The sequence below is a fragment of the Acidithiobacillus sp. HP-11 genome (assembly GCF_015100075.1).
Classification (GTDB): Bacteria; Pseudomonadota; Gammaproteobacteria; order Acidithiobacillales; family Acidithiobacillaceae; genus Acidithiobacillus; species Acidithiobacillus thiooxidans.
The window spans coordinates 1-21,195 of record NZ_JACKYY010000031.1; the positions used below are offsets into that span (position 1 = coordinate 1).

At 56.0% G+C, this 21,195-nt stretch carries 21 protein-coding genes; 20 read left to right on the forward strand and 1 reads right to left on the reverse strand.

The window, feature by feature from the left end; translation table 11 throughout:
* The first annotated feature begins 281 nt into the window (after positions 1 to 281).
* Complete coding sequence (locus H7F08_RS09905; protein ID WP_226831169.1) at positions 282 to 749, forward strand: rhodanese-like domain-containing protein; 468 nt, start codon at positions 282 to 284, stop codon at positions 747 to 749.
* Positions 750 to 786: 37 nt separating this feature from the next.
* Here the strand turns inward: H7F08_RS09905 and H7F08_RS09910 are convergent, their stop codons facing one another.
* Entirely contained in the window at positions 787 to 1,590 is an 804-nt protein-coding gene (locus H7F08_RS09910) for a DNA-formamidopyrimidine glycosylase family protein (protein WP_010641608.1), read from the reverse strand.
* Positions 1,591 to 1,756: 166 nt separating this feature from the next.
* On the opposite strand from H7F08_RS09910, the gene leuS reads away from it, so the two are divergent.
* The 19 genes from leuS (at position 1,757) to rfbB (ending at position 21,155) form a co-directional block, all read left to right on the forward strand.
* Positions 1,757 to 4,222, forward strand: coding sequence for a leucine--tRNA ligase (gene leuS / locus H7F08_RS09915; protein WP_193640469.1), 2,466 nt, complete (start codon positions 1,757 to 1,759; stop codon positions 4,220 to 4,222).
* A complete protein-coding gene (lptE, locus tag H7F08_RS09920; protein WP_193640470.1) occupies positions 4,219 to 4,737 on the forward strand; it encodes an LPS assembly lipoprotein LptE in 519 nt (172 codons plus the stop codon). Before leuS ends, lptE begins: the two co-directional genes overlap by 4 nt.
* A 1-nt stretch (position 4,738) precedes the next feature.
* Positions 4,739 to 5,734 (forward strand): DNA polymerase III subunit delta, encoded by a 996-nt coding sequence (holA, locus tag H7F08_RS09925; protein ID WP_193640471.1) that lies wholly within the window; start codon positions 4,739 to 4,741, stop codon positions 5,732 to 5,734.
* Positions 5,735 to 5,857: 123 nt separating this feature from the next.
* Complete coding sequence (locus H7F08_RS09930) at positions 5,858 to 7,117, forward strand: glutamate-5-semialdehyde dehydrogenase (protein ID WP_226831167.1); 1,260 nt, start codon at positions 5,858 to 5,860, stop codon at positions 7,115 to 7,117.
* Complete coding sequence (locus tag H7F08_RS09935) at positions 7,086 to 8,033, forward strand: biotin--[acetyl-CoA-carboxylase] ligase (RefSeq protein ID WP_193640472.1); 948 nt, start codon at positions 7,086 to 7,088, stop codon at positions 8,031 to 8,033. The genes H7F08_RS09930 and H7F08_RS09935 overlap by 32 nt, the downstream gene beginning before the upstream one ends.
* The gene (locus H7F08_RS09940) at positions 8,030 to 8,752 is read left to right on the forward strand and encodes a type III pantothenate kinase (RefSeq protein WP_226831164.1); all 723 of its coding nucleotides are present in this window, start codon (positions 8,030 to 8,032) and stop codon (positions 8,750 to 8,752) included. The genes H7F08_RS09935 and H7F08_RS09940 overlap by 4 nt, the downstream gene beginning before the upstream one ends.
* 79 nt (positions 8,753 to 8,831) lie before the next feature.
* Complete coding sequence (locus tag H7F08_RS09945) at positions 8,832 to 9,719, forward strand: NAD(+)/NADH kinase (RefSeq protein ID WP_193640474.1); 888 nt, start codon at positions 8,832 to 8,834, stop codon at positions 9,717 to 9,719.
* Complete coding sequence (gene recN / locus H7F08_RS09950) at positions 9,720 to 11,399, forward strand: DNA repair protein RecN (RefSeq protein ID WP_193640475.1); 1,680 nt, start codon at positions 9,720 to 9,722, stop codon at positions 11,397 to 11,399.
* A gap of 136 nt (positions 11,400 to 11,535) precedes the next feature.
* Positions 11,536 to 13,041: a sensor histidine kinase gene (locus tag H7F08_RS09955; protein ID WP_193640476.1), complete on the forward strand. Its 1,506-nt coding sequence runs from the start codon at positions 11,536 to 11,538 to the stop codon at positions 13,039 to 13,041.
* 71 nt (positions 13,042 to 13,112) lie between these two features.
* Entirely contained in the window at positions 13,113 to 13,565 is a 453-nt protein-coding gene (locus tag H7F08_RS09960; protein ID WP_226831162.1) for a hypothetical protein, read from the forward strand.
* Positions 13,546 to 14,955, forward strand: coding sequence for a sigma-54-dependent transcriptional regulator (locus H7F08_RS09965; RefSeq protein WP_075322199.1), 1,410 nt, complete (start codon positions 13,546 to 13,548; stop codon positions 14,953 to 14,955). Before H7F08_RS09960 ends, H7F08_RS09965 begins: the two co-directional genes overlap by 20 nt.
* A 63-nt stretch (positions 14,956 to 15,018) precedes the next feature.
* Positions 15,019 to 15,708, forward strand: coding sequence for a DUF502 domain-containing protein (locus H7F08_RS09970; RefSeq protein ID WP_031572532.1), 690 nt, complete (start codon positions 15,019 to 15,021; stop codon positions 15,706 to 15,708).
* 125 nt (positions 15,709 to 15,833) lie between these two features.
* Entirely contained in the window at positions 15,834 to 16,745 is a 912-nt protein-coding gene (gene galU, locus H7F08_RS09975; protein WP_010641585.1) for a UTP--glucose-1-phosphate uridylyltransferase GalU, read from the forward strand.
* A complete protein-coding gene (gene rfbA, locus H7F08_RS09980; RefSeq protein ID WP_010641583.1) occupies positions 16,735 to 17,619 on the forward strand; it encodes a glucose-1-phosphate thymidylyltransferase RfbA in 885 nt (294 codons plus the stop codon). Before galU ends, rfbA begins: the two co-directional genes overlap by 11 nt.
* The gene (rfbC, locus tag H7F08_RS09985; protein WP_193640478.1) at positions 17,616 to 18,164 is read left to right on the forward strand and encodes a dTDP-4-dehydrorhamnose 3,5-epimerase; all 549 of its coding nucleotides are present in this window, start codon (positions 17,616 to 17,618) and stop codon (positions 18,162 to 18,164) included. Before rfbA ends, rfbC begins: the two co-directional genes overlap by 4 nt.
* 63 nt (positions 18,165 to 18,227) lie before the next feature.
* On the forward strand, positions 18,228 to 18,566 hold the full coding sequence (locus H7F08_RS09990) for a DUF3579 domain-containing protein (RefSeq protein ID WP_010641580.1): 339 nt from the start codon (positions 18,228 to 18,230) through the stop codon (positions 18,564 to 18,566).
* Positions 18,566 to 19,072, forward strand: coding sequence for a hypothetical protein (locus H7F08_RS09995; protein ID WP_010641579.1), 507 nt, complete (start codon positions 18,566 to 18,568; stop codon positions 19,070 to 19,072). Before H7F08_RS09990 ends, H7F08_RS09995 begins: the two co-directional genes overlap by 1 nt.
* A gap of 42 nt (positions 19,073 to 19,114) precedes the next feature.
* Positions 19,115 to 20,005 carry a dTDP-4-dehydrorhamnose reductase gene (gene rfbD, locus H7F08_RS10000; protein ID WP_193640479.1) on the forward strand — a complete coding sequence of 297 codons (891 nt, stop codon included), beginning with the start codon at positions 19,115 to 19,117 and terminating at the stop codon, positions 20,003 to 20,005.
* Between the two features lie 13 nt (positions 20,006 to 20,018).
* The gene (gene rfbB, locus H7F08_RS10005; protein ID WP_193640480.1) at positions 20,019 to 21,155 is read left to right on the forward strand and encodes a dTDP-glucose 4,6-dehydratase; all 1,137 of its coding nucleotides are present in this window, start codon (positions 20,019 to 20,021) and stop codon (positions 21,153 to 21,155) included.
* Positions 21,156 to 21,195 lie beyond the last annotated feature (40 nt).

Here is a 21,195-nt window from a genome sequence, read left to right on the forward strand (position 1 = left end):
AAGTCACATCGTCCACCATCCACGGCGGAACCAACCCCAACGCCAAGGTAAACAGCTTGTCTTCGTCCATCATTAACCTTCCCTAGATCAGCAATGCCCTAAGACTACCGTACCCTCGTATCCACTCCAAGTAGCGAGGAGCCATAATTCATAGATAAATAATAATATTTAATGACCGACATTTTTGTTAACCATGCCGATTTTCCTCGCGGAAAAACGGTGAAACTTTAGTTGACAATGAAAGGCAGGGATAAGCATGATCCCGCCATCAGGAGACCGACATGAACATGACAACCGCCATGAGTACCGCAGAAATTCTTGAAAAAGCCCATGAACGCGCCAAGGCTGCAGGCAAACGCCATGCCGGTGATATGACGCCGGAAGAAGCCCACGCGCTGCTTCGCGAACACCCCGACGCCGTACTGGTGGATGTCCGCTCGCATCCGGAGCTGGATTTCGTGGGCATGATTGAAGGGGGTAAACATATTCCCTGGCAGAACTATCCCGGCATGACGCCCAATCCGGATTTTGACCAGCAGATCAAAAAAGAAGTGACGCCCAATAATATCCTGCTACTGCTTTGCCGTACCGGTGGCCGTTCGCTGGCGGCTGCCGAGCATCTGGCTGGCTTGGGTTATCACCACTGCTACAACATTCTGGGGGGCTTTGAGGGCAAGCAGGACCACCAGGGTCAACGCGGCAAAGTCGAGGGCTGGAAAGCCAGCGGCCTGCCGTGGAAACACAAGTAAGGCCGGGCAGAAGCTTACCAGACCGGGACAGTTTGACTCAGCTTTGACAGGCCGGGCAGAACAGCGCGTTTTTACCACCCACCGATAGGGTTTCGAGGGCGGCACCACAGCCGGGACACTGGTTGTCTTCCCGGTGCCGGGTGAGGAAGGTTTTGGGTAGCAGATTGGTTTTGGCCTGACAGCGAACTGCCCGGTCCAGCACCTTGGGAATCTGTTCCAGAAAACGGTCGCGCTCTTCGTCCGTCAGGCTGGGGGCGGTGCGATCAGGACGTAGGCGCGCCTGGTACAGGATTTCATCGGCCCACACCGCACCAATACCCGGCGCAAAAGCGTCATCCAGAAGAATATTGCGCAGGGCGCTGCGGCGGCGAGACAATGCTTCACGCAAAACCGCCAGTCCTTCGCCATGCACCATCAAAGGATCGGGTCCAAGCTTGGTCAGAAAATCCACATCGCTGTTTTCGTCGAGCATCCGCAGGCGATTACCTAACTGCGTGCCATGCAGGCGTAAGCGTTGATGTCCATTAATCTGGATTTCCAGAACGGCCCGCGCTTCTTCTTCACTTTCTGCCTGGGCAGGCCCGCGCTCCAAATCGACAGTGAGTTCGCCACCCAGCTGCATGGCCAGAATATCCTTGCGCGCCAATTCCAGAAACAGGTACTGACCATAGCGATGCAAATCGGTAATTGGTTTGCCCTTGAAAGCGGCTTCTTCAATGCCCGCGCCATCGGTCAGCAACTCGCCTTTGGCGTTATGCACCTGCATGACATTGACCCGCTTGTTGAGGATGTTGCGGCGTAATTTTTGTTTCAGTAATTCCAGTTCTGGCAATTCAGCCATGTTTTCTCCAAATTCGATATTTTAATTGCTGTCAGGGGTTAGTCTAACCTGCATGGGACAATGCGCCAATGGCAGGAGACCGTTCCTCGCGCTGGAACATTGCGCCACTCGGGTGCCTGTGGCAACCTTTGTGCCACTTCAACAAATCGGCTGAACAACAGAATCCATGGATATTCCCGCCTATTCCCCCCAAGAACTTGAGCCGGCAGTGCAAAAACGCTGGCAGGAGCAGCAGTCTTTCCGCGCACCCAGCGTGCCCGGCAAGGAAAAATTCTATGCTCTGGCCATGTTTCCGTATCCTTCGGGACAACTGCATATGGGCCATGTCCGCAATTACAGTATTGCCGACGCCATCGCCCGTTATCAGCGCATGCTCGGCAAGGATGTCCTGCAACCCATGGGCTGGGATGCCTTTGGTTTGCCCGCCGAAAATGCGGCTCTCAAAAATGGTCTGGCCCCGGCCGAGTGGACCATGGACAACATTGCTCACATGCGCGGGCAGTTGCAGCGGCTGGGATTATCCTATGACTGGTCACGGGAATTAGCGACCTGCACCCCCAACTATTATCGCTGGGAACAATGGCTGTTCCTCAAGCTCTGGGAAAAGGGTCTGGTTTACCAGAAACTCAGCACCGTCAATTGGGATCCGGTTGACCAGACGGTGCTGGCCAATGAACAGGTGGTGGATGGTTGCGGCTGGCGCTCCGGTGCCCCCGTCGAGCGGCGCGAAATTGTTCAGTATTTTTTGCGCATTACCGCCTACGCCGAAGAATTGCTGGAGGGCCTGGATACCCTGAATGAAGGCTGGCCGGAACAGGTGTTGACCATGCAGCGCAACTGGATCGGGCGCTCTGAGGGGGCGGAAATTCATTTTCCCCTGGCGAGCGGAGAAGGGGTTATCAAGGTCTTTACGACGCGCCCCGACACCCTGATGGGCGCCACTTATCTGGCCGTAGCGCCGGAGCATCCTCTGGCCTTGCAGGCGGCAGAGCAGAATCCCGCTCTGGCTGAATTTCTGGAGCGTTGCCGGCATGGCTCGATTTCCGAAGCCAGCATCGAAACCCAGGAAAAAGAAGGACATCCTCTCGGCCTGTTCGTCAAACATCCCTTGACTGATGCCGAACTGCCGGTCTGGACGGCCAACTTTGTGCTGATGGGTTATGGAGAAGGGGCCGTGATGAGTGTGCCCGCCCATGACCAGCGTGACTTCGAGTTTGCCCAGAAATACAGGCTGCCCATCCAGATTGTCATTGCGGCAGAATCTGCGCCGCTTGAGGCAGCAGCCATGACTGAAGCCTACACGGGTGCCGGGACTTTGGTGCATTCGGGAGACTTCAACGGTCTGGATAGTGTGCAGGCAAAAACCCGCATCACCGAGGCCGTTGCCGAACGCGGTCTGGGCCGGAAAACCATCAATTACCGTCTGCGCGATTGGGGAATTTCCCGTCAGCGTTACTGGGGTACGCCCATCCCCATGATTCATTGTGAACATTGTGGCGTGGTGCCGGTTCCTGAGCAGGACTTGCCGGTTGTGCTCCCCACCCATTATCAACTCAAGGACCCCCGCTCTCCCCTGCTGGATGATCCGGAGTTTCTGAATGTGCCCTGTCCGCGCTGTGGGGCTCCGGCGCGGCGTGAAACCGATACCATGGATACTTTTGTGGAAAGTTCCTGGTACTACGCCCGTTTCGCCTGTCCTGATGCCGACACCATGCTGAATGCACGCGCCGCCGAGTGGTTACCGGTGGAGCAGTATGTGGGCGGGGTGGAACATGCCGTACTGCATCTTCTCTATGCCCGTTTTTTCAATCGCCTGCTGCGGGATGTGGGATTGTTGCCTGCAGATGCTGTTCACGATGAACCCTTCAAGCAGTTGCTCACCCAGGGCATGGTGCTGAAAGACGGCAGTAAAATGAGTAAATCCAAGGGGAACACCGTTGACCCTCAGGGACTCATTGATCGCTATGGTGCGGATACTGCGCGTCTTTTCATTTTGTTTGCGGCCCCCCCCGAACAACATCTGGAGTGGTCTGATGCGGCTGTCGAAGGGGCGCATCGCTTTCTGAGCCGCATCTGGCGTCTGGTCCATGAATATGGGGCAGAGAATCTGATGGTACCGGCAGAATTGTCTGACGAGGCGAAAGATCTGCGTCGCGCTGTTCATCAGTGCATTGAACGCGTCAGCCGCAATATGGAAGGTCGTTACCACTTTAATGTGGCTATTGCGGCCATCATGGAACTGAGTAACAGCCTCATGAAAGTCGGTGCCGATGCGCCTACGGACTTGCGTGCCGTACTGGGCGAAGGATTGCGTGCCATTGTGCTGATGCTCTCGCCTTTTGCCCCGCACATGACTGAAACACTTTGGGAAGTATTGGGCCAGAAAAGCAATATCATCCATACCTCCTGGCCCAGCGCCGACCCCGAGGCACTCAAGTCGGACACGCTGACCCTGGTCATCCAGGTCAACGGGAAATTGCGGGAACGCATGGATTTTCCGGTGGCAGCGGACAATAAGGCCATCGAAAAGGCGGTGCTGGCCAGTCCCGCCATGCAGCGTCATCTGGAAGGTAAAACCGTGCGCAAAGTCATTGTCGTGCCGGGCCGTCTGGTTAATCTGGTGCTGGGATGAAAGCATGGCGCCAGCGTGGCATTTACGGGTTGATGAGCCTGCTTTTGCTCGCGCTGGCAGGTTGCGGGTTTCATTTGCAGACCGGATCAACCGTTCCGGCTAAGTTGCAGGGGATGCGTGTGTCTGGCAGCGGTCCCAGTGGCGGCACCCTGGCCGCAGCCGTTCACCGTGAATTGCAGCGCGACGGTAATTACAGCCGCGCGGATGGTCCTGTCCTGCAAATTGATAATGCCTATGTCTCGCAAAGAATTATCAGCATCAGCCCCAGTAGCGGCGTGGCTCTGGAATTTCTGGATACCCTCCATGCGCAATTCAGCGTCATGGATCATCAGAAAAAAGTCATTCTTCCCGCCCAGTCACTGCTGGTGGAAAACAGTTTCAGTTATAACAGCGGGAACCCTCTGGCTACCAATGAGCAACAAATTCGCATGGAAAGATTGCTGATGGAGCAGGGTGCCCGGCAGATTCTCCGGCGGGTTCTGAACAGTCCGGTCGTCCGCCAGTCCGGCGGCTGAGATGCGACTCAAGCCGGGACAGTGGTCAGGACACCTGCAGGGTAAGCTGGCGTCCGTCTACGGTTTGTTCTCTGATGAACCGCTGCTATTGCAGGAGGCTGAAGAAGCACTCTGCCAGGTTGCAGCAGAGCAGGGTTTTGCTCAACGCCAACGGCTGAATCATTCCTCCGCCCCTTGGGATGCGCTGCGGGATGAGCGGGATGCTGGCTCGCTTTTCGCTGAACAACGCCTGCTCCTCCTGCGTCTGGACAGCATCAAGCTGCCCAAGGAAGGCGTCAGCGCCCTGCAGTACTGGCTGGCTTCGCCACCCCCCGATGCCCTGCTCGTCTTCAGCGGCCCGCGCCCCGATGCCAGCGTCCAGAAAACGCAATGGTTCAAAGCCCTGGAAAGTCACGGCCAGACCCTGTTGTTGTATCGTCCCGAAGGCGCAGACTGGATCCGCTGGATAGAACAGCGCCTCAAGCTGCAAAAAATGTCGGCCGATGACGAGGCCATCCAGTTGCTGGCGGATCTGAGTGCGGGCAATCTTGGGGCCTGTCATCAGGCCATTTTACGGCTGCAGCAGATTTATCCGGGGCAGGCGGTGGATGTTGCCGCTATTCGTAACGTACTGGCCGACAGCAGTCAGTTCAATATTTATGACCTGGCGGATGCGACGCTGCGCGCTGAACCAACGCAAATCCTGCGCATTATTGATCGTCTGCGCAGTGGCGATGGTGAACCTGCCCTTTGTCTCTGGGCACTCCACAAGGATTTGCGGATACTGGCGGAATTACGCGCTGCCCATGTGGACGTTGATCAGGTTTTTCGCCAGAACCGGGTATTCCCTCCCCGCCAGAACTGGTTCCGCGCGGCGGCGCAGCGTTTGCCGGGTCATAGCCTGCTGGCGGGTATCCGTGAATGCCTTGAAATTGACGCCCGCATCAAGGGTCAGGACCCTACTCCGGTCTGGCCCGCCCTGACCGATTTATGCCTGCGAATTGCCGGATCAGCCTGAGAACGGCACAATAGAGCCAATATCCGCGCGAATGAATCCCCAATTGGCAGGTCACATATTGCCCGACACGGAAGGTTCTTCGCTGAACTCATGTCAGCCAGGCTGACACGAAAGAGGAGACTGATGATGGATTTGCACCAGGAAATGGAAAAAATTGGCGAACGGGCGCGCAGCGCCCAACGGCGTCTGCAAAGCGCCGATAGTGCCGCCAAGGACCAGGCCTTGCGCCTGATGGCAGAATTTTTACGGCGTGATGCCGATAATTTGCAGCGTGCCAATCGCAAAGATCTGCGCAGTGCCGAAGAGGCGGGCAAGGATGCCGCCTTTATTGACCGTTTGCGACTGGATGAGACGCGCATTGAGGCGATGGCCCGGGGCCTCGAAGAAATTGCCGCACTTCCCGATCCTGTTGGTGAAATCACGGATTTGCGTTATCGCCCCAGCGGCATCCAGGTTGGTCATATGCGGGCGCCGCTGGGTGTGATTGCCATGATTTACGAGTCACGTCCCAACGTCACGGCTGATGCCGCCGGTCTCTGCGTCAAGTCGGGCAATGCGGTCATTTTGCGCGGTGGCTCGGAATCCCTGCACAGCAACATGGCTATTGCCGAACGCTTGCGGGCGGCTTTGGGTAAGGCGGGATTACCTCTGGATCTGGTGCAATACGTTAACACGGCAGACCGGGAAGCCGTCGGGGTGCTGATCAGCATGGATGCTCATGTGGATGTGGTCATTCCGCGCGGCGGCAAAGGGCTGATTTCCCGCATCAAGGCTGATGCCACAGTGCCGGTGATTATGCATCTGGACGGCAACTGCCATGTTTACGTTGATGCCGATGCGGATGCCCGCAAAGCACTGAAAGTGGTGGTCAACGCCAAAACCCAAAGACTGGGCACCTGCAACACCGCCGAAAGCCTGTTGATCCACAAGGATCGCATGGAAGATCTGCTGCTTCCTATCGTCACGGCACTGCAGGAAAAAGGCATCGAAGTCCGGGCCTGCGAACGGAGCCTGCCACGCCTTGCAGGTGCCGTGGCAGCTACGGAAGAAGATTACGGCACGGAGTATCTGGGGCCCATCATTTCCCTCAAAATTGTCGACGATCTCGACGCCGCTATTGCGCACATCAATCGCTATGGGTCCCAGCATACCGAATCCATTCTCACTGAAAATTATACCCACGCCCGCCGCTTTTTGCGTGAAGTCGACGCGAGCTCAGTGATGGTCAATGCCTCCACCCGCTTCGCAGATGGATTCGAATATGGTCTGGGGGCGGAAATTGGCATTTCCACCAATCGTCTGCACGTCCGTGGTCCGGTTGGTCTGGAAGGGCTGACTTTGCAAAAATGGATTGTATTGGGAGACGGCCATATCCGCTCCTGAAGCCCCCACAGCGGCACTGCAAAAACTGCTGGACGTTCTGGCTGATGTCGAGTGCGTTAACGATGCAGGGGTGGTGCCCACGGCACTGCTTCAGGAAGCAGAGCATTTGGGGATTCCCCTGCGCCAGACTACAGAGGGTCTGCAGCTGGAGTATCCTCTCCCGCCCCTTTCCCGCCCGGAAATTGCCGCTGTTGCCAACATTCCGGAAGCGCAAATCCGGATACTGCCAGCCTGTGCTTCGACCAACAGCGCAATGCTGGGCAGCGAAGCCAATCCCGGTATTTGTCTGGCAGAAAGTCAGTGGGCCGGGCGCGGGCGGCGGGCGCGTCACTGGTCTTCACCCTTTGGCCGGCATCTGGCCATGAGTTATGGCTGGACGCAAGCGGCCAGCATTAACCCTGCCCTGACCCTGGTGGCTGGTCTGGGGGTTTTTCAGGTGCTGCAAAAAAGTATCAGCGGATTGTGGATCAAATGGCCCAATGACATTTGGATTGGCGGGCAAAAACTGGGGGGACTGCTGCTGGAAGCGCGCCGCCTGCCCTCCGGGCAAAACCGCCTGGTGCTTGGTCTGGGCCTGAATGTGCACGACGACCCTACCCTGCCGGACTCTGCCACGAGTCTGGCGCAACAGCAGGTCAACCTGTCCCGCAGCCATCTTGCCGGGCAAATCATTCGCCGCTGGCAGGAGGATTTCGCCCGTTTTGATCACGACGGCCTGGAACCCTTTCTGCCGCTCTGGAATGAAGCGGCAGCGCCCATGATGCGCCAGATCGTACAAATCAGCGATGTGCGGGGACATTATCCGGCAGAAGTACTGGGCATTGGGGGAGATGGTCGCCTGCAGGTACAGGAGCCGGACAAAGCCCCAGTATGGTTGAGTGCCGGCGACGTCAGCCTGCGGCCATTGGCATCATGATATTCATCGCCGTGGGCAATACCCGAACCCTGCTGGCACAGAGCAATGATGGCCTGCATTTTCAGAGCATCAGCGCCGCAACCGCCCAGCATCCTGCGCATATTTTACAGCAGTGGGAACAGCTACACCCTCATGCAGAGGAAGAGACTTTTGCGCTGGGAGGGGTCGTGCCGGAGGCGTTGCAAACCTGGCGGGAATTATTGCCCGAAGCACGTCTTCGCGAGCCTGATCTGGCGGTATTCAACCAGCGCGTCGCCAACGCCTATGTCCCCGGCGAAGCGCTGGGCTTTGATCGACGCTGCTGCCTGCTCGCCGCAGCTCAGGATTACCCCTCCCAAAGCAGTATCATCATTGACATGGGTACGGCTATTACCATTGACCTGTTTGCCGATGGCCGTTTCCAGGGCGGCAGAATCCTTCCGGGAATCACCATGAGCCTTCATGCCCTGTTTCTCGGCACGGCGCTCCTCCCCGACATGGATTTGCCCGTACCCGCCGCAGCTCTTGGTAACAGTACGGGTGCAGCCATCCAGTCCGGCGTGTTCCATTTATTTGCCGACGCCTTGCAGAGTGCCATCACCCATTTTCAGCAGATGTATCCCGACGCCCAGGTGCTACTGACCGGTGGTGATGCGGCGCTCTGGCAGGCGCAAATCCCCAACAGCCAGCATGTTCCCGATCTTCTGCTACGCGGTTTTTATGGATGGCTGCAGGCGTAATTATTGCCCTGAACTCCCCTACCCTGAAAACCGGCATTTTCCTCTTGGCGTTTGTAGCGCCCCCATGTAGGCTACTCCCATGACCAAGCCCTTCCAGCGCGTCCTGCTCGTCAGCAAATACCGTGATCCTTCGGTACTTCCGGGATTACGCCTGTTGCGTGATTTCATTCAATCCCAGGGGCGGGAAGTTTTTATCGAAACTCAATGTTCTGGCGAGATTGATGACACCCTTGGCCTGAAACGGATGGCTTTCAGCGAAGCCCGCGCGGAAACGGATCTGGTTATTGCCATTGGCGGCGACGGCACTCTGTTAGGCACAGCCCGAAATACGGCCAGCAGTGGCATAGCCATTCTCGGCATTAATCAGGGACGGCTGGGCTTTCTGGCGGATCTGTCCATTGACCAAATAGAAAGCGCTCTGCCGCCCATTTTGCAGGGTCATTATCAGCAGGATCAACGCCGGGTCCTGCATGCTGAGTTGTGGCGCAACAATCAACAAATGCACAGCGGTCTGGCCATCAACGAAGTGTTTATCCACAAAGGCGGCGGCGAAAGCATGATTGAACTGAGCGTCCATATGGATGGCCGCTTTGTTTATACCCAGCGCGCTGATGGCGTCATCATTGCCACTCCAACGGGTTCGACCGCCTACGCACTGTCAGCGGGTGGCCCCATTTTATCCCCCAGCCTCGAAGCCCTGCTGCTAGTGCCGATCTGCCCGCACACCCTCACCGCCCGGCCCCTGGTCGTCGCCGATACCGTAGCCATCCGTGCCCGCCTGACCGCCAGCCGTCAGCCTGCAGCCCTCAGCCTGGACAGTCACTGTAGCATTCCTCTGGCTGTCGGCGATGAAATTCACATCCGCCGTGCCCCCTGCTCGGCACGTTTTATTCATCCAGAAGAGAAAAACTTTTTTCAGATTCTTCGGGAAAAACTGCATTGGGCCGAATCACCGGGAGAAGATTAAATGCTGCTCAGCCTGCAGGTTCGCAATTTTGCCCTGATTGACAGCGTCAGCATTGATTTTGATGCGGGTTTGACCGTACTCACCGGAGAAACCGGGGCGGGCAAATCCATTCTGGTGGACGCCATCGCCCTGCTCCTCGGAGACAAGGGCCATGCAGACAGTATCCGCCATGGTGCCGAGCAGGCCGAAATTAGTGCGGAATATGCCCTTGCCCCCGAACATGCCGCCCGCCAATGGTTGCGCGATCAGGATATGAATGCAGATGAACCGGTGTGCGTACTGCGCAGGGTCCTCCAACGCAATGGCCGTAGCCGGGCTTTTATTAATGGCTGCAACGTCACCCTTACCCAGTTGCGGGAGTTTGGTGAGTTTCTGATTGAGCTGCTGGGACAACATGAACATCAGAAGTTGCTCCACGCCGATCGCCAACTGGCCCTGCTGGACCGTTTTGCCGGGTTGGAAACCAGTCTGAATCAGGTGGCTGAAGCGCATCGGCTGTGGCGGGAACAGACGCTGCGCTGCCAGCAATTACGTGCGGAGCAAACCCGTCAGAATGAGCAGGCCGATTGGCAACGCTTTCAGCTGCAGGAGCTGGAAGCCGCACAGTTGCAGGAAGAAGAATGGGAAAGCCTGCGCAGCGAAGAACAGCGTCTCGGGGCGGTCGAGAAATTGCGTGAACACCTCCAGGCGGCACTGGAAGGCCTGGAAGGGGAAGCGCATCCAGCCAATCGGGCCCTGGCCGAAGCCCAGCGTCATCTCGGCGTGGCTTCCCAGCATGATGCCCGCCTGCAGGAAAATGAGGCCTTGCTCAATGCCGCGCTCATTCAGGTCGAAGAAAGCATTTCCAATGTGCATAGTTATCTGGCCGATCTGGAAGCCGACCCCGAACGTCTGGAAGAAATTGCCCGACGCTTGCAACAGTTGCAGGATCTTCAACGCAAATATCATTGTGACTTACCGGGCTTAATCGCCAAACGCGATACCCTGCGTCAGGAACTGCAGGGAACAGAAAACCTAGAAAGCACGCTGCTCGCCGCTGAGCAGGCTTTACTCAAAGCCAAAACGACCTATGTTCAACACAGCCATGCTCTCACGACGGCCCGGCAAGCCCGTCAGCAAGCCCTGGCGGACGCGGTTGCCGAACAAATCCGTCAGCTGGGCATGCCCCATGCTCAGGTGGAATTGCGTTTATCCAGCCATCCGGAAGAAGAAAAATTCTGGCGCGACTCCGGCTGGGATCAGACAGAAATCTGGATTACCGCCAACCCCGGCCATCCGGCACAGGCCCTGGCCAAGGTGGCTTCCGGCGGAGAACTCTCGCGTATCAGTCTGGCCTTGCAGGTCATTCTGGCCGCACCCGAGCGCATTGACACCCTGATTTTTGACGAAGTGGATGTGGGCATTGGTGGCGCCGTTGCCGAACGGGTAGGACGCCTGCTTCGCCGCCTTGGCGCGCAACAGCAGGTACTTTGTGTTACCCATCTTGCCCAGGTGGCGGCACAGGGTCACCACCACCTGCACATTGAAAAACAGGTGCAGGATGGTCGAACCCTCAGCGCCATAAACCCCCTGCAAGCGGCACAACGTCAGCAGGAAATTGCCCGCATGCTCGGCGGCATTGATCTCAACACAGCCGTATTCGAAGCAGCGGCCACGCTTCTGGCCAATGTGGACGCATAATCTCAAAAACGGCAGTTGCCGTGGATGCTTTGCTGCTGTAGCCGATAATCTACACTAGGCCGCTGGACGCCAGTCGCATACACTGGTTTCCGGCAATGCGCTGCCCATGTTCAGGGCAACCGGCATGGAGGAGTGGATGGCTGCGGACTTTATGGAAGAACAGAACACCGGACAAAAGATCATGGACTCTCCGGCTAAAGATCATCATGGCGCTATTTCGATTCCCCGACGCGTCCTGTTTTTTGCCATTATCATCCTGTTTCTGGTCGCGGGGGTCGTGTTTGCGGCCATTCAGGCGATTCATACCCTGGGCGACAGCAGCAATACGCTGATTGAAATTGGCTTGCCGCTGCAAAAGCAATTACTGGAAATTCATGGACAACAACGTCAGGCCGAATTTTATCAGGACCTGGCGCAGGTCCTGCCCCACTCTGGTTATGAAGCCACTTTTGCCCACCTGATTCATCACGAACAAACGTCTTTAAAGACACTACAGACTGGCGCGACAGCCTACCCCCAACTTGCCAGCGCACTCCAGCAACTACAAGTGAGTCTGAACAATTATTTGCAGTCCGCAAATACACCAGGCTCAGGGCAAGCGGCTGTGCTCGACGGCAAAGCCAGCCGGACGGCTGTTGAAGCACGTTTTCATGATGTTCATCAGGCCATGCAGTCCTTGCTGCTCAGCCAGGGAGAAGCGGCAGCGGCAGCGCGTTCTCAGGCCGTGCAACTGCTTTATGCACTCGTAGTCATCACGGCGTTGCTCAGCCTTTTGATACCCTGGCGGGTTGCTACGGCCTTAACCCGACCATTGAAGGACTTCCGTCTGGCCCTGGAGGACATCGGGGCGGGTAAAGTCGCCCATGTTGCCAGTGATGGACCCCAGGAATTACGCGATCTGGCCCGCAGCATCGACAGCATGCAGGCCCGCCTGCGGGAAGAAGAGCGCCTGCGCCACCAATTTCTCAGCCAGGTCTCTCACGAACTGAAAACCCCTCTGGCCTCAGCCCGTTCCGGCAGCGAATTACTGCTCAGCGAGCGCATCGGCCCGCTTCTGCCACGGCAACGCGAAGTCCTCGAAATTGTCGTCCGTCAGGTCAAGGAATTATATGCGGCTATTCAGGAAATGCTCGACATGCATGCCTTACAGGCGCAATCCCTGGATTTTTCACCCCAAACTGTCAAAGTATCCGAGATTCTCGAAGATCTGCTAAAACGCATGCAGCCATTGACTGAAAAAAAGCAGCAAACCCTCCTTTGTGAGAGCCATGCACCGCTGGAAGTGTACGCCGACCCACAACGCTTGCGGCAAATTCTCAGCAACCTGGTCAGCAACGCCAACAAATACAGCCCTGCCGGCGGTCAAATCCACGTGCAGGCCATTGCCGAACAACAGGGCGTTCTGTTTCGAATAGAAGATGAAGGCCCGGGCATTCCTGAAGCCTTGCTGGAACGGGTATTTGAACGTTTTTATCAGGTTCCGGTCAGTAACAGTTTACCCCGGGGTACCGGATTGGGATTGGCCATCACCCGCGAACTGGTAGCCGCTCAAGACGGCTGGATACACATTCAAAACCGTCCACAAGGAGGGCTCAGCGCAGAAATCTGGCTACCCTCTTTTCCTCAGAAGGCAGCCCATTGATGTACCGATTATTGCTTGCGATCCGCTCACTCGGCACCTTCAGTATCCTATTGTTTCTGGGAGCCTGTGCAATGATTCATCCGGCAGCACCTGCTCAGCCCCAAGCCGCGCCGCTGCCGCTCTCGGAAACGCCCCGACCAGAGCTGCTCAAGGCATTGCATGATTGCGGTCCCGCTACCTCCGCCAGTTGTGCCAATATTCATCTTGCGCTGGCAAACAGCTATCTCAGCAGTGGCCCTCTCAATAAAACTGCCCTGGATAACGCCGCCCGGGAGCTCAGCATGGCGGCACAGAACCAGGATCTGGCCAGCCAGACCCTACCCTTGCGGCGCAGCGTCAATGCCCTGCTGGAAAATATTACTCTTCTTAAACGAGACAACGTCCGCATTCAGCAAAGTAAAGCTCAGACTATCGCTGCACAAAATGCTGCGGATGCCGCACAAGCACGGCTTCAACGTCTGGAATCCCTGCTCCACCAGCATGCAGAAAAAACCCTGGAAGCGCATGGCGCGCCCTTACCCTGAGATGCGTAAAACCATGTCCACTATTCTCATTATTGATGATGATCCGGATTTCTTGAGGCTGCTGGGTTTGTGGCTGGAAAGTGAAGATTATCGGGTACTGAGTAGCAACAATCCGCAGCAAGGGCTGGAACTACTGGACCAGGAAAGCGTGGATTTGTTGATCACCGATTTACGCATGCCCATCATGGACGGGATGGCGGTTCTTGAAGCCGCTCAGGCTCGTGATCCCGATTTGCCGGTTATTTTGCTAACCGCACATGGCACCATTCCTAACGCGGTAGAAGCCATGCGTGCCCAGGCTTTTGGTTATCTCAGCAAACCGTTCAGTAATGACGAGTTACAGACATTATGCACGGCGGCCCTGGCACAACGCCTTGCTGGCCGTGAACTCAGCAAGTTAAGGGCTGACCTGCGCGCTCAGGCCGGGCAAAGCATCCTCCACCGCAGTCCGGTCATGGCCAGTCTGGTCAATGAAATTACCCGCATAGCCACTTCCCAGGCCAGTGTTTTTCTTTCTGGAGAAAGTGGGTCGGGCAAGGAACGTGTCGCCAGAGCTATCCACGAAGCCAGCGCCCGGAATGACCAGCCTTTTGTGGCCGTCAACTGTGGCGCCATTCCCTCCGAACTGGCCGAAAGCGAACTGTTTGGCCACGTTAAGGGGGCTTTTACCGGAGCCACTCAGGACCATATCGGGCTCATTCGCAGCGCCGACCACGGTACTTTGTTCCTGGACGAAATCGGAGACCTCCCCCTGGCTTTGCAGGTTAAACTGCTGCGGGTATTGCAGGAAGGGACCTTACGTCCAGTCGGAGCAAAAACAGAAATATCCGTGGATTTACGCGTTATCAGCGCCACCCATCAGGATATTCATGCGCTGACTACCAGCGGCGCCTTTCGGGAAGATCTATATTATCGCCTGCACGTCATTCCCCTACGGGTTCCCAGCCTCAGCGAACGTCCCGAAGACATCCTGCTCCTTGCCCAATATTTTCTGGATCGGGAAAGCCAGCGCCTGGAACGCAATATTCCAGGGTTCAGCCCCGAAGCCATGGACAAGCTGATGCAGCGACCCTGGCCCGGAAATGTTCGAGAGCTGGAAAACGCCATCACCTTTGCCGCCGCCGTCACCGAAAAAGGTTGGGTCTCGGGAGAGGCCATTCCCGATGCCGGCCGTCAGGGTGGATCCAGCGCCTTCCCGCCTTTGCAGGATGCCAAAACGGCCTTTGAAAGGGTGTATCTTGAAAATCTGCTGCGTGCCACCGACGGCAATATTTCCCGGGCTGCTCGCATTGCTGGCCGCCATCGTACGGATCTTTACAAGCTCATGCGCAAACATGGCCTGGCCCCGCAACTATTCAAAAATCAGGAGGATCGCGATGAGACTCCGTAAACATCCACTACTTTCTGGCATTTTTTGCTATGCTGGTGCGGTCTTTGCTAAAACGGGGTCCCAATGACACTGCCAGTACCCGTTCAACCGCCTTCACGTTTTCAGCATCTGCATTTGCGCCGCTGGTTCGCCCAGGGCCTGCTCATCTCTCTTCCCATCGGCCTGACCATTTATGTGGTGTTATGGATTGGCGGCTGGCTCAACAACTTGTTTGAAGCGCCGATCAAGGCCATTTTCGGAATAGACATCCCCGGTCTGGGACTGGTCCTGACCTTGCTGACCATTCTGGGCGTTGGTTTTCTGGCTTCCCATGTCCTGACCGCATGGATTTTTGACTGGATGAACAAGGCACTGGCGCGAATCCCGGTTCTGCATAGCCTTTACAGCACCATTCAGGAAACGGTGGGATTACTGTTTGGTGGTGCAGACCGGGGCTTTCGCAGCGCCGTTCTGGTTCGGCAGGGGGGAGATATGGGCTACATCATCGGGCTGGTCACCCGTGACACCCTGCACGAACTACCGCACCTCCCCGAAGACTGTGTGGCCGTTTTTATTCCCATGAGTTATGGCGTCGGCGGCTTCACCTGCCTGATTCCCAGAGAAAAAATCATCCCGCTTCCGGACATGACACCCCAGCAGGCTTTACGTTTTGCCATGGCCGGTGGCGTCGGTGGTGGAAAAATAATTCGGGAAAAATCGGAACCCGGTATCCCGCACGAAGCTTCTGAATCCGACGCCGATTCTTCTTCATGAAGCTAAAACGGCCATTGGTCCGGGCGATTTGCAGCGAATTTGACCCGAGCTGTTCATGAAGTCAAACACTTTGCGGGAGGCGGGCTGTGTTCGTTATACTCGCCGCATACCAAAGGAGAACATGTATGGCTGAAGTGCGTAAAGCAGTTTTCCCCGTGGCGGGCCTGGGTACCCGATTTTTACCGGCCACCAAAGCCAGCGCCAAGGAAATGATGCCGGTAGTGGACAAACCTCTGATCCAGTACGCCGTAGAAGAAGCCATTGCGGCAGGCTGCGATCAGTTGATTTTCATCAGTGGCCGGGGGAAACGGGCCATTGAAGATCACTTTGACGTCTCCTACGAACTGGAAAACGAACTGGAAAAACGCGGCAAAAAAGCCTTGCTGGAACAGGTGCAAAGTATTTTACCCAGTCATGTGAGTACCATTTTTCTGCGTCAGCCTTACCCTCTGGGGCTGGGCCACGCCGTACTGATGGCCAAGCCGGTTATCGGTGATGAACCGTTTGCCGTGCTGCTGGCCGATGATCTGATGCTTGGTGAACCACCTGTATTGGCGCAAATGGTCGAACAGCACCATCGCTATCAGGCCGGCATTCTTGGCGTCGAAGAAATCCCCCGTGAACACTCTACCCGTTATGGAGTGGTAGACGCCCGCCCGTGGGACGAACGTATTTTTCAGGTCAGCGGCATTGTCGAAAAACCCCAGCCCGAAAAAGCGCCTTCCAATCTGGGGGTGGTTGGTCGGTATATACTGCCCGCCCGTCTCTTTCATTTTCTGGAAAACACCCAGAGTGGCGCAGGAGGCGAAATCCAGTTGACGGATGCCATCGCCCATCTGCTCAGCGAACGTCAGGTGCTGGCCTATCGTTTTGCCGGTCAGCGCTTTGATTGTGGTGACAAACTGGGCTATCTCAAGGCCACCATTGCCTTCGGCAAATTACATCCCGAAGTGGGCGCCGATTTTACCGAGTATATGAATAGCCTCTGCCAGAGCCAGGGTAAGGCAGAAAATTCTGAGGCTGCTCATGAAGCGTAAGGGTATTCTCCTCGCCGGGGGTTCGGGTACCCGTCTGTATCCGCTGACCCAGGCAGTCAGCAAGCAGCTGATGCCGGTTTATGACAAGCCCCTGATTTATTATCCGCTCGCCACCCTGATGTTGGCGGGAATCCGCGAAATCCAGATTATTTCCACACCCAACGATCTTCCACGTTTCCAGCAGCTTCTGGGTGATGGTCGGCAGTGGGGGATGGATTTTTGCTATGCCGAACAGGCGCATCCTGACGGCCTTGCGCAAGCCTTACTGATTGCCGAAAACTTTCTGGCGGGGAGCCCTTCAGCACTGGTGCTTGGCGACAATGTTTTTTATGGACACGATCTCAGTGAATCCCTGCAGCAAACCAACCGGGCCGATAACGGGGCAACGATTTTTGCCTACCACGTTGCCAATCCCAAGGCTTATGGCGTGGTAGAGTTTGACCGTCAGGGGATTGCCATTGGACTGGAAGAAAAACCTGTCAAACCCCGCTCTTCTTTTGCGGTCACCGGCCTGTATTTTTATGATGCAGACGGGAGTCGTCTGGCCCGGGAAATCCGTCCTTCACCACGGGGAGAGCTGGAAATTACTGATCTGAATCGTTTATACCTCGAACAAAAACGCCTGCATGTGGAAGTGCTGGGACGCGGCACGGCCTGGCTGGATACTGGCACGCACGCTGACCTGCTCAGTGCCGGACAATTCATCCGCACTCTGGAAGAACGTCAGGGCCTGAAAGTTGCGTGTCCCGAAGAAATAGCCTACCGCATGGGTTATATTGATGCAGACACACTTACAGAACTTGCCGCCCCGCTGAAAAAAAGTGGTTATGGAGAATATCTCCTGCGCATCCTTGAAGAAGGGTCTCCGTTTTGATCATTGAAAAATTACGTATCCCCGAAGTGCTGCTCATTACCCCCAAAGTATTTGGCGACACCCGGGGATTTTTCATGGAAAGCTGGAATCAACGCCAGTTTAGTGATGCCGGTCTGAATCTCACCTTTGTGCAGGATAACCACAGCCGTTCTCAACAGGGCGTGCTGCGTGGCCTGCATTATCAGATTCATCAGCCCCAGGGAAAGCTGGTACGCGTTGTTTCAGGAGCTGTTTTTGATGTGGCCGTAGATTTGCGCCGCTCTTCTTCCACCTTCGGTCAATGGGTTGGGGCCACACTCTCCGAAGAAAATCATCAGATGCTCTGGGTACCACCCGGCTTTGCGCATGGCTTTTATGTATTAAGTAATTCCGCTGACTTCCTCTATAAAACAACCGAATTTTACGCCCCGGAAGCCGAGCGTTGCATAGTCTGGAATGATCCGGATATCGGCATAGACTGGCCCCTCCTCACGGATTCGAACCCCCAGCTGGCCAGCAAGGATGCAGCCGGATGCTCTTTTGCAAAAGCAGAAACCTATTCGTGAACCCTTCATTCTCCATGCGAAGAGCGTTATTATCGCCCCCTTTCCTGAGGAGCAGCGGTATCCATGATCATCATTGATGGCGTAACCGAAAGCGGGGGCAAATTTCGTCCCTCAGCCTGGGCTGAGATGCTCATAGAAGGGGTGGGACTCGCCCATTTCGGTGCCGACCATAAAATTCATTACTTACCATTGATTGAGCCCGCCAACATAAATGGCAACGCGGCCATCATCATGGATGAAAGTCTGGAACAATTACGCCCCGAGGCCTTTGCGGAAATCATGCGTTTTGCCGCCGAAAATCGTTTGCAGATTCGCCGTGAAGAGGGGCACATAGCTGACCGCCAAAACAGTCAGAAAAGCACACATCGCCGGGCCCGCCCCGCGCAACGGCGGCCTTCCTGATGGCAGGTCATCCTAGTAAATCCAGTCGACTGCGTTTTGCCTGGGTGCTCGGTGCGGTCATCGTCATTTATGGCATACTGACCATTATTCTCAGTGTTCATGTCATTGATCAGCAGAGTGGTGCGCGCACCGATTTGTATGTGGCGCTGGAAACCCTGGACCAGATGCATCATGAAGCCATGGCATCAGCCAGCACGCCCACAGAACGCAAAGTCATTGCCGATGCCTGGCGGAATGAACGGGCTTTTGCGGCCAGGTCTCCACAGCAAGCACAGCAGATAGCTGATCAGCTTATCGTCAGCCTGAATCAGGAATATCCGCATAATTCCTGCGGACAATTAGGCCCTTCATTTGTAAAGGCTTCCGCCCTTCCTGAAGAGCATGCCTGCATGGTGGCGGTGGGCACTCAAAATGATCAGGTAACAGTGACCGGCTATGATACCCAGGGTATTGCCATGGACAACTTCTATGAATTTCTTTATGCCCCAACCGGCCGTTCTGACTAAATATCCCGAGGAAAATCCCATGAACGCTACCAGGAGCCAGGCATGACCACCGCCGGATCCGGAATCAAACGCGTCCTGTTGTTTGGTGCCAATGGACAGTTAGGCTGGGAACTCCAACGTCACCGTCCTGAGGCCGTTGAACTATGCGCCTTGTCTCGCACCCAGGCAGATATTGCCATTCAGGAACAGGTGGGGCAGGCTGCCGAGAATTTTCAGCCCGACCTCATCATCAACGCCGCCGCTTATACTGCCGTTGATCTTGCTGAGTCGGAATCGGAAACAGCCTATGCCATCAATCGGGATGGTGCCGTTCATTGTGCAGAGGCTGCCCGTAAACATTCTGCCCGGCTCATCCATATTTCCACGGATTTTGTATTTGATGGGAGTCAGGCGACCCCTTATCAGCCGGACAGTATCCGTCATCCGCTCGGCGTATACGGTGCCAGCAAAGCTGCCGGCGAGATAGAGATTGTCCGTATTCTGGGGAACAATGCGCTCATTTTACGGACCGCCTGGGTGTACAGCACCCACGGTAAAAATTTTGTCAAAACCATGTTGCGGCTGATGTCAGAACGGGACTCTCTGGGGGTGGTTGGTGACCAGATTGGCAGCCCTACCTGGGCGGCAGGTTTGGCGGCGGCCATCTGGAGGGCCTGCGCACAACCGGAATTCAACGGCATTCAGCATTGGACGGATGCCGGAGTGGCCTCCTGGTACGATTTTGCGGTCGCGATTCAGGAAGAAGCCCTGGCTTTGGGTCTGCTCCAGCGTAGCATCCCCATCGGTATGATTCCCGCCAGCGCCTACCCAACCCCGGCCCGCCGCCCCGCCTGCGCGGTACTGGATAAAAGTATCAGCTATGCGACGTTAGGTGCGGCTCCACATTGGCGTCAGGCACTGCGGCAAATGCTCACCGATACCGATTCTGATTAGACAAGGAAAACCCATGACCGCAACCTCTCCTGCATCGCCCGCTGAAAAACGCCTGCTGGTCACCGGTGCCGCCGGCTTTATTGGCAGCAATTTCTGTCACTACTGGCTGAAGAATCATCCCCAAGGCACGCTGATCGCTTATGACGTCCTCAGCTACGCCGGTAACCACCACAATCTCGACGGACTGGAAACGCATCCCGATTTTCATTTTGTTCAGGGTGACATCAATGATGCGGCATTGCTTGAAAGCAGCCTGCGTGCCCATGACATCAATGTCATTGTGCACTTTGCTGCGGAAAGCCACGTCGATCGCTCCATTCATGATCCTGATGCTTTTATCCAGACCAATATCGTCGGCACCCATACGCTCCTCAAAGTGGCGAAATCGCTCTGGCTGGATGGTCCTGAAGGCCCTGTTCCCCATCGTTTTCATCATATTTCCACCGATGAAGTCTACGGCACCCTCGGACCCCAAGACCCTGCCTTTCGCGAAGACACCCCTTATGCGCCCAATTCTCCCTATGCTGCCAGCAAGGCGGGCTCCGACCATCTGGTCCGTGCCTATCAGCATACCTACGGCTTAAGCACCACGACCAGCAACTGCTCCAACAATTACGGGCCTTATCATTTTCCCGAAAAACTTATCCCCCTCATCATCGTCAATATTCTTCACAATAAAGCCCTGCCCATTTACGGCGATGGTCAGCAGATTCGCGACTGGCTCTATGTGGAAGATCACTGCCGGGGGATCGCCGCTATTCTTGGTGAGGGCCGGGAAGGCGAAAGCTATAACATTGGTGGTTGTAACGAATGGGCCAATATCGACATTGTGCAACTGGTCTGCCGGAAGATGGATGCACTATTCGCCAGTAATCCCCGCTGGGCCGAACAATACCCCCAGGCCGCCCCGGCACTGGGACGCCGCAGCGAAGAGCTGATTCAGTATGTTCGTGACCGCCCCGGTCATGATCGCCGCTATGCCATTGATGCGGACAAAATCACCCGGGAATTGGCTTTTGCACCTGCGGTGGATTTTCCCACCGGCATTCAGCGCACCATCCTCTGGTACCTGGAGCATCCGCAATGGTGGCAACAGGTCATGGATGGCAGTTATCGTCACTGGCTGGACACCCAGTACGGAGCCGAATAAGTCCGGCTTATGCAGTTTAACGCATAGCCCCAGAACCACC

Bases quoted from the DNA above. Each gene is read 5' to 3' on its own strand.
- H7F08_RS09965 (WP_075322199.1), top strand. From the start codon at position 13,546: ATGGCGCGCCCTTACCCTGAGATGCGTAAAACCATGTCCACTATTCTC.
- H7F08_RS09945 (WP_193640474.1), top strand. From the start codon at position 8,832: ATGACCAAGCCCTTCCAGCGCGTCCTGCTCGTCAGCAAATACCGTGAT.
- rfbB (WP_193640480.1), top strand. From the start codon at position 20,019: ATGACCGCAACCTCTCCTGCATCGCCCGCTGAAAAACGCCTGCTGGTC.
- H7F08_RS09955 (WP_193640476.1), top strand. From the start codon at position 11,536: ATGGCTGCGGACTTTATGGAAGAACAGAACACCGGACAAAAGATCATG.
- galU (WP_010641585.1), top strand. From the start codon at position 15,834: ATGGCTGAAGTGCGTAAAGCAGTTTTCCCCGTGGCGGGCCTGGGTACC.
- H7F08_RS09930 (WP_226831167.1), top strand. From the start codon at position 5,858: ATGATGGATTTGCACCAGGAAATGGAAAAAATTGGCGAACGGGCGCGC.
- H7F08_RS09940 (WP_226831164.1), top strand. From the start codon at position 8,030: ATGATATTCATCGCCGTGGGCAATACCCGAACCCTGCTGGCACAGAGC.
- H7F08_RS09910 (WP_010641608.1), bottom strand. From the start codon at position 1,590: ATGGCTGAATTGCCAGAACTGGAATTACTGAAACAAAAATTACGCCGC.
- H7F08_RS09970 (WP_031572532.1), top strand. From the start codon at position 15,019: ATGACACTGCCAGTACCCGTTCAACCGCCTTCACGTTTTCAGCATCTG.
- H7F08_RS09995 (WP_010641579.1), top strand. From the start codon at position 18,566: ATGGCAGGTCATCCTAGTAAATCCAGTCGACTGCGTTTTGCCTGGGTG.
- H7F08_RS09905 (WP_226831169.1), top strand. From the start codon at position 282: ATGAACATGACAACCGCCATGAGTACCGCAGAAATTCTTGAAAAAGCC.
- recN (WP_193640475.1), top strand. From the start codon at position 9,720: ATGCTGCTCAGCCTGCAGGTTCGCAATTTTGCCCTGATTGACAGCGTC.
- leuS (WP_193640469.1), top strand. From the start codon at position 1,757: ATGGATATTCCCGCCTATTCCCCCCAAGAACTTGAGCCGGCAGTGCAA.
- holA (WP_193640471.1), top strand. From the start codon at position 4,739: ATGCGACTCAAGCCGGGACAGTGGTCAGGACACCTGCAGGGTAAGCTG.
- rfbD (WP_193640479.1), top strand. From the start codon at position 19,115: ATGACCACCGCCGGATCCGGAATCAAACGCGTCCTGTTGTTTGGTGCC.
- H7F08_RS09990 (WP_010641580.1), top strand. From the start codon at position 18,228: ATGATCATCATTGATGGCGTAACCGAAAGCGGGGGCAAATTTCGTCCC.
- rfbA (WP_010641583.1), top strand. From the start codon at position 16,735: ATGAAGCGTAAGGGTATTCTCCTCGCCGGGGGTTCGGGTACCCGTCTG.
- lptE (WP_193640470.1), top strand. From the start codon at position 4,219: ATGAAAGCATGGCGCCAGCGTGGCATTTACGGGTTGATGAGCCTGCTT.
- H7F08_RS09960 (WP_226831162.1), top strand. From the start codon at position 13,113: ATGATTCATCCGGCAGCACCTGCTCAGCCCCAAGCCGCGCCGCTGCCG.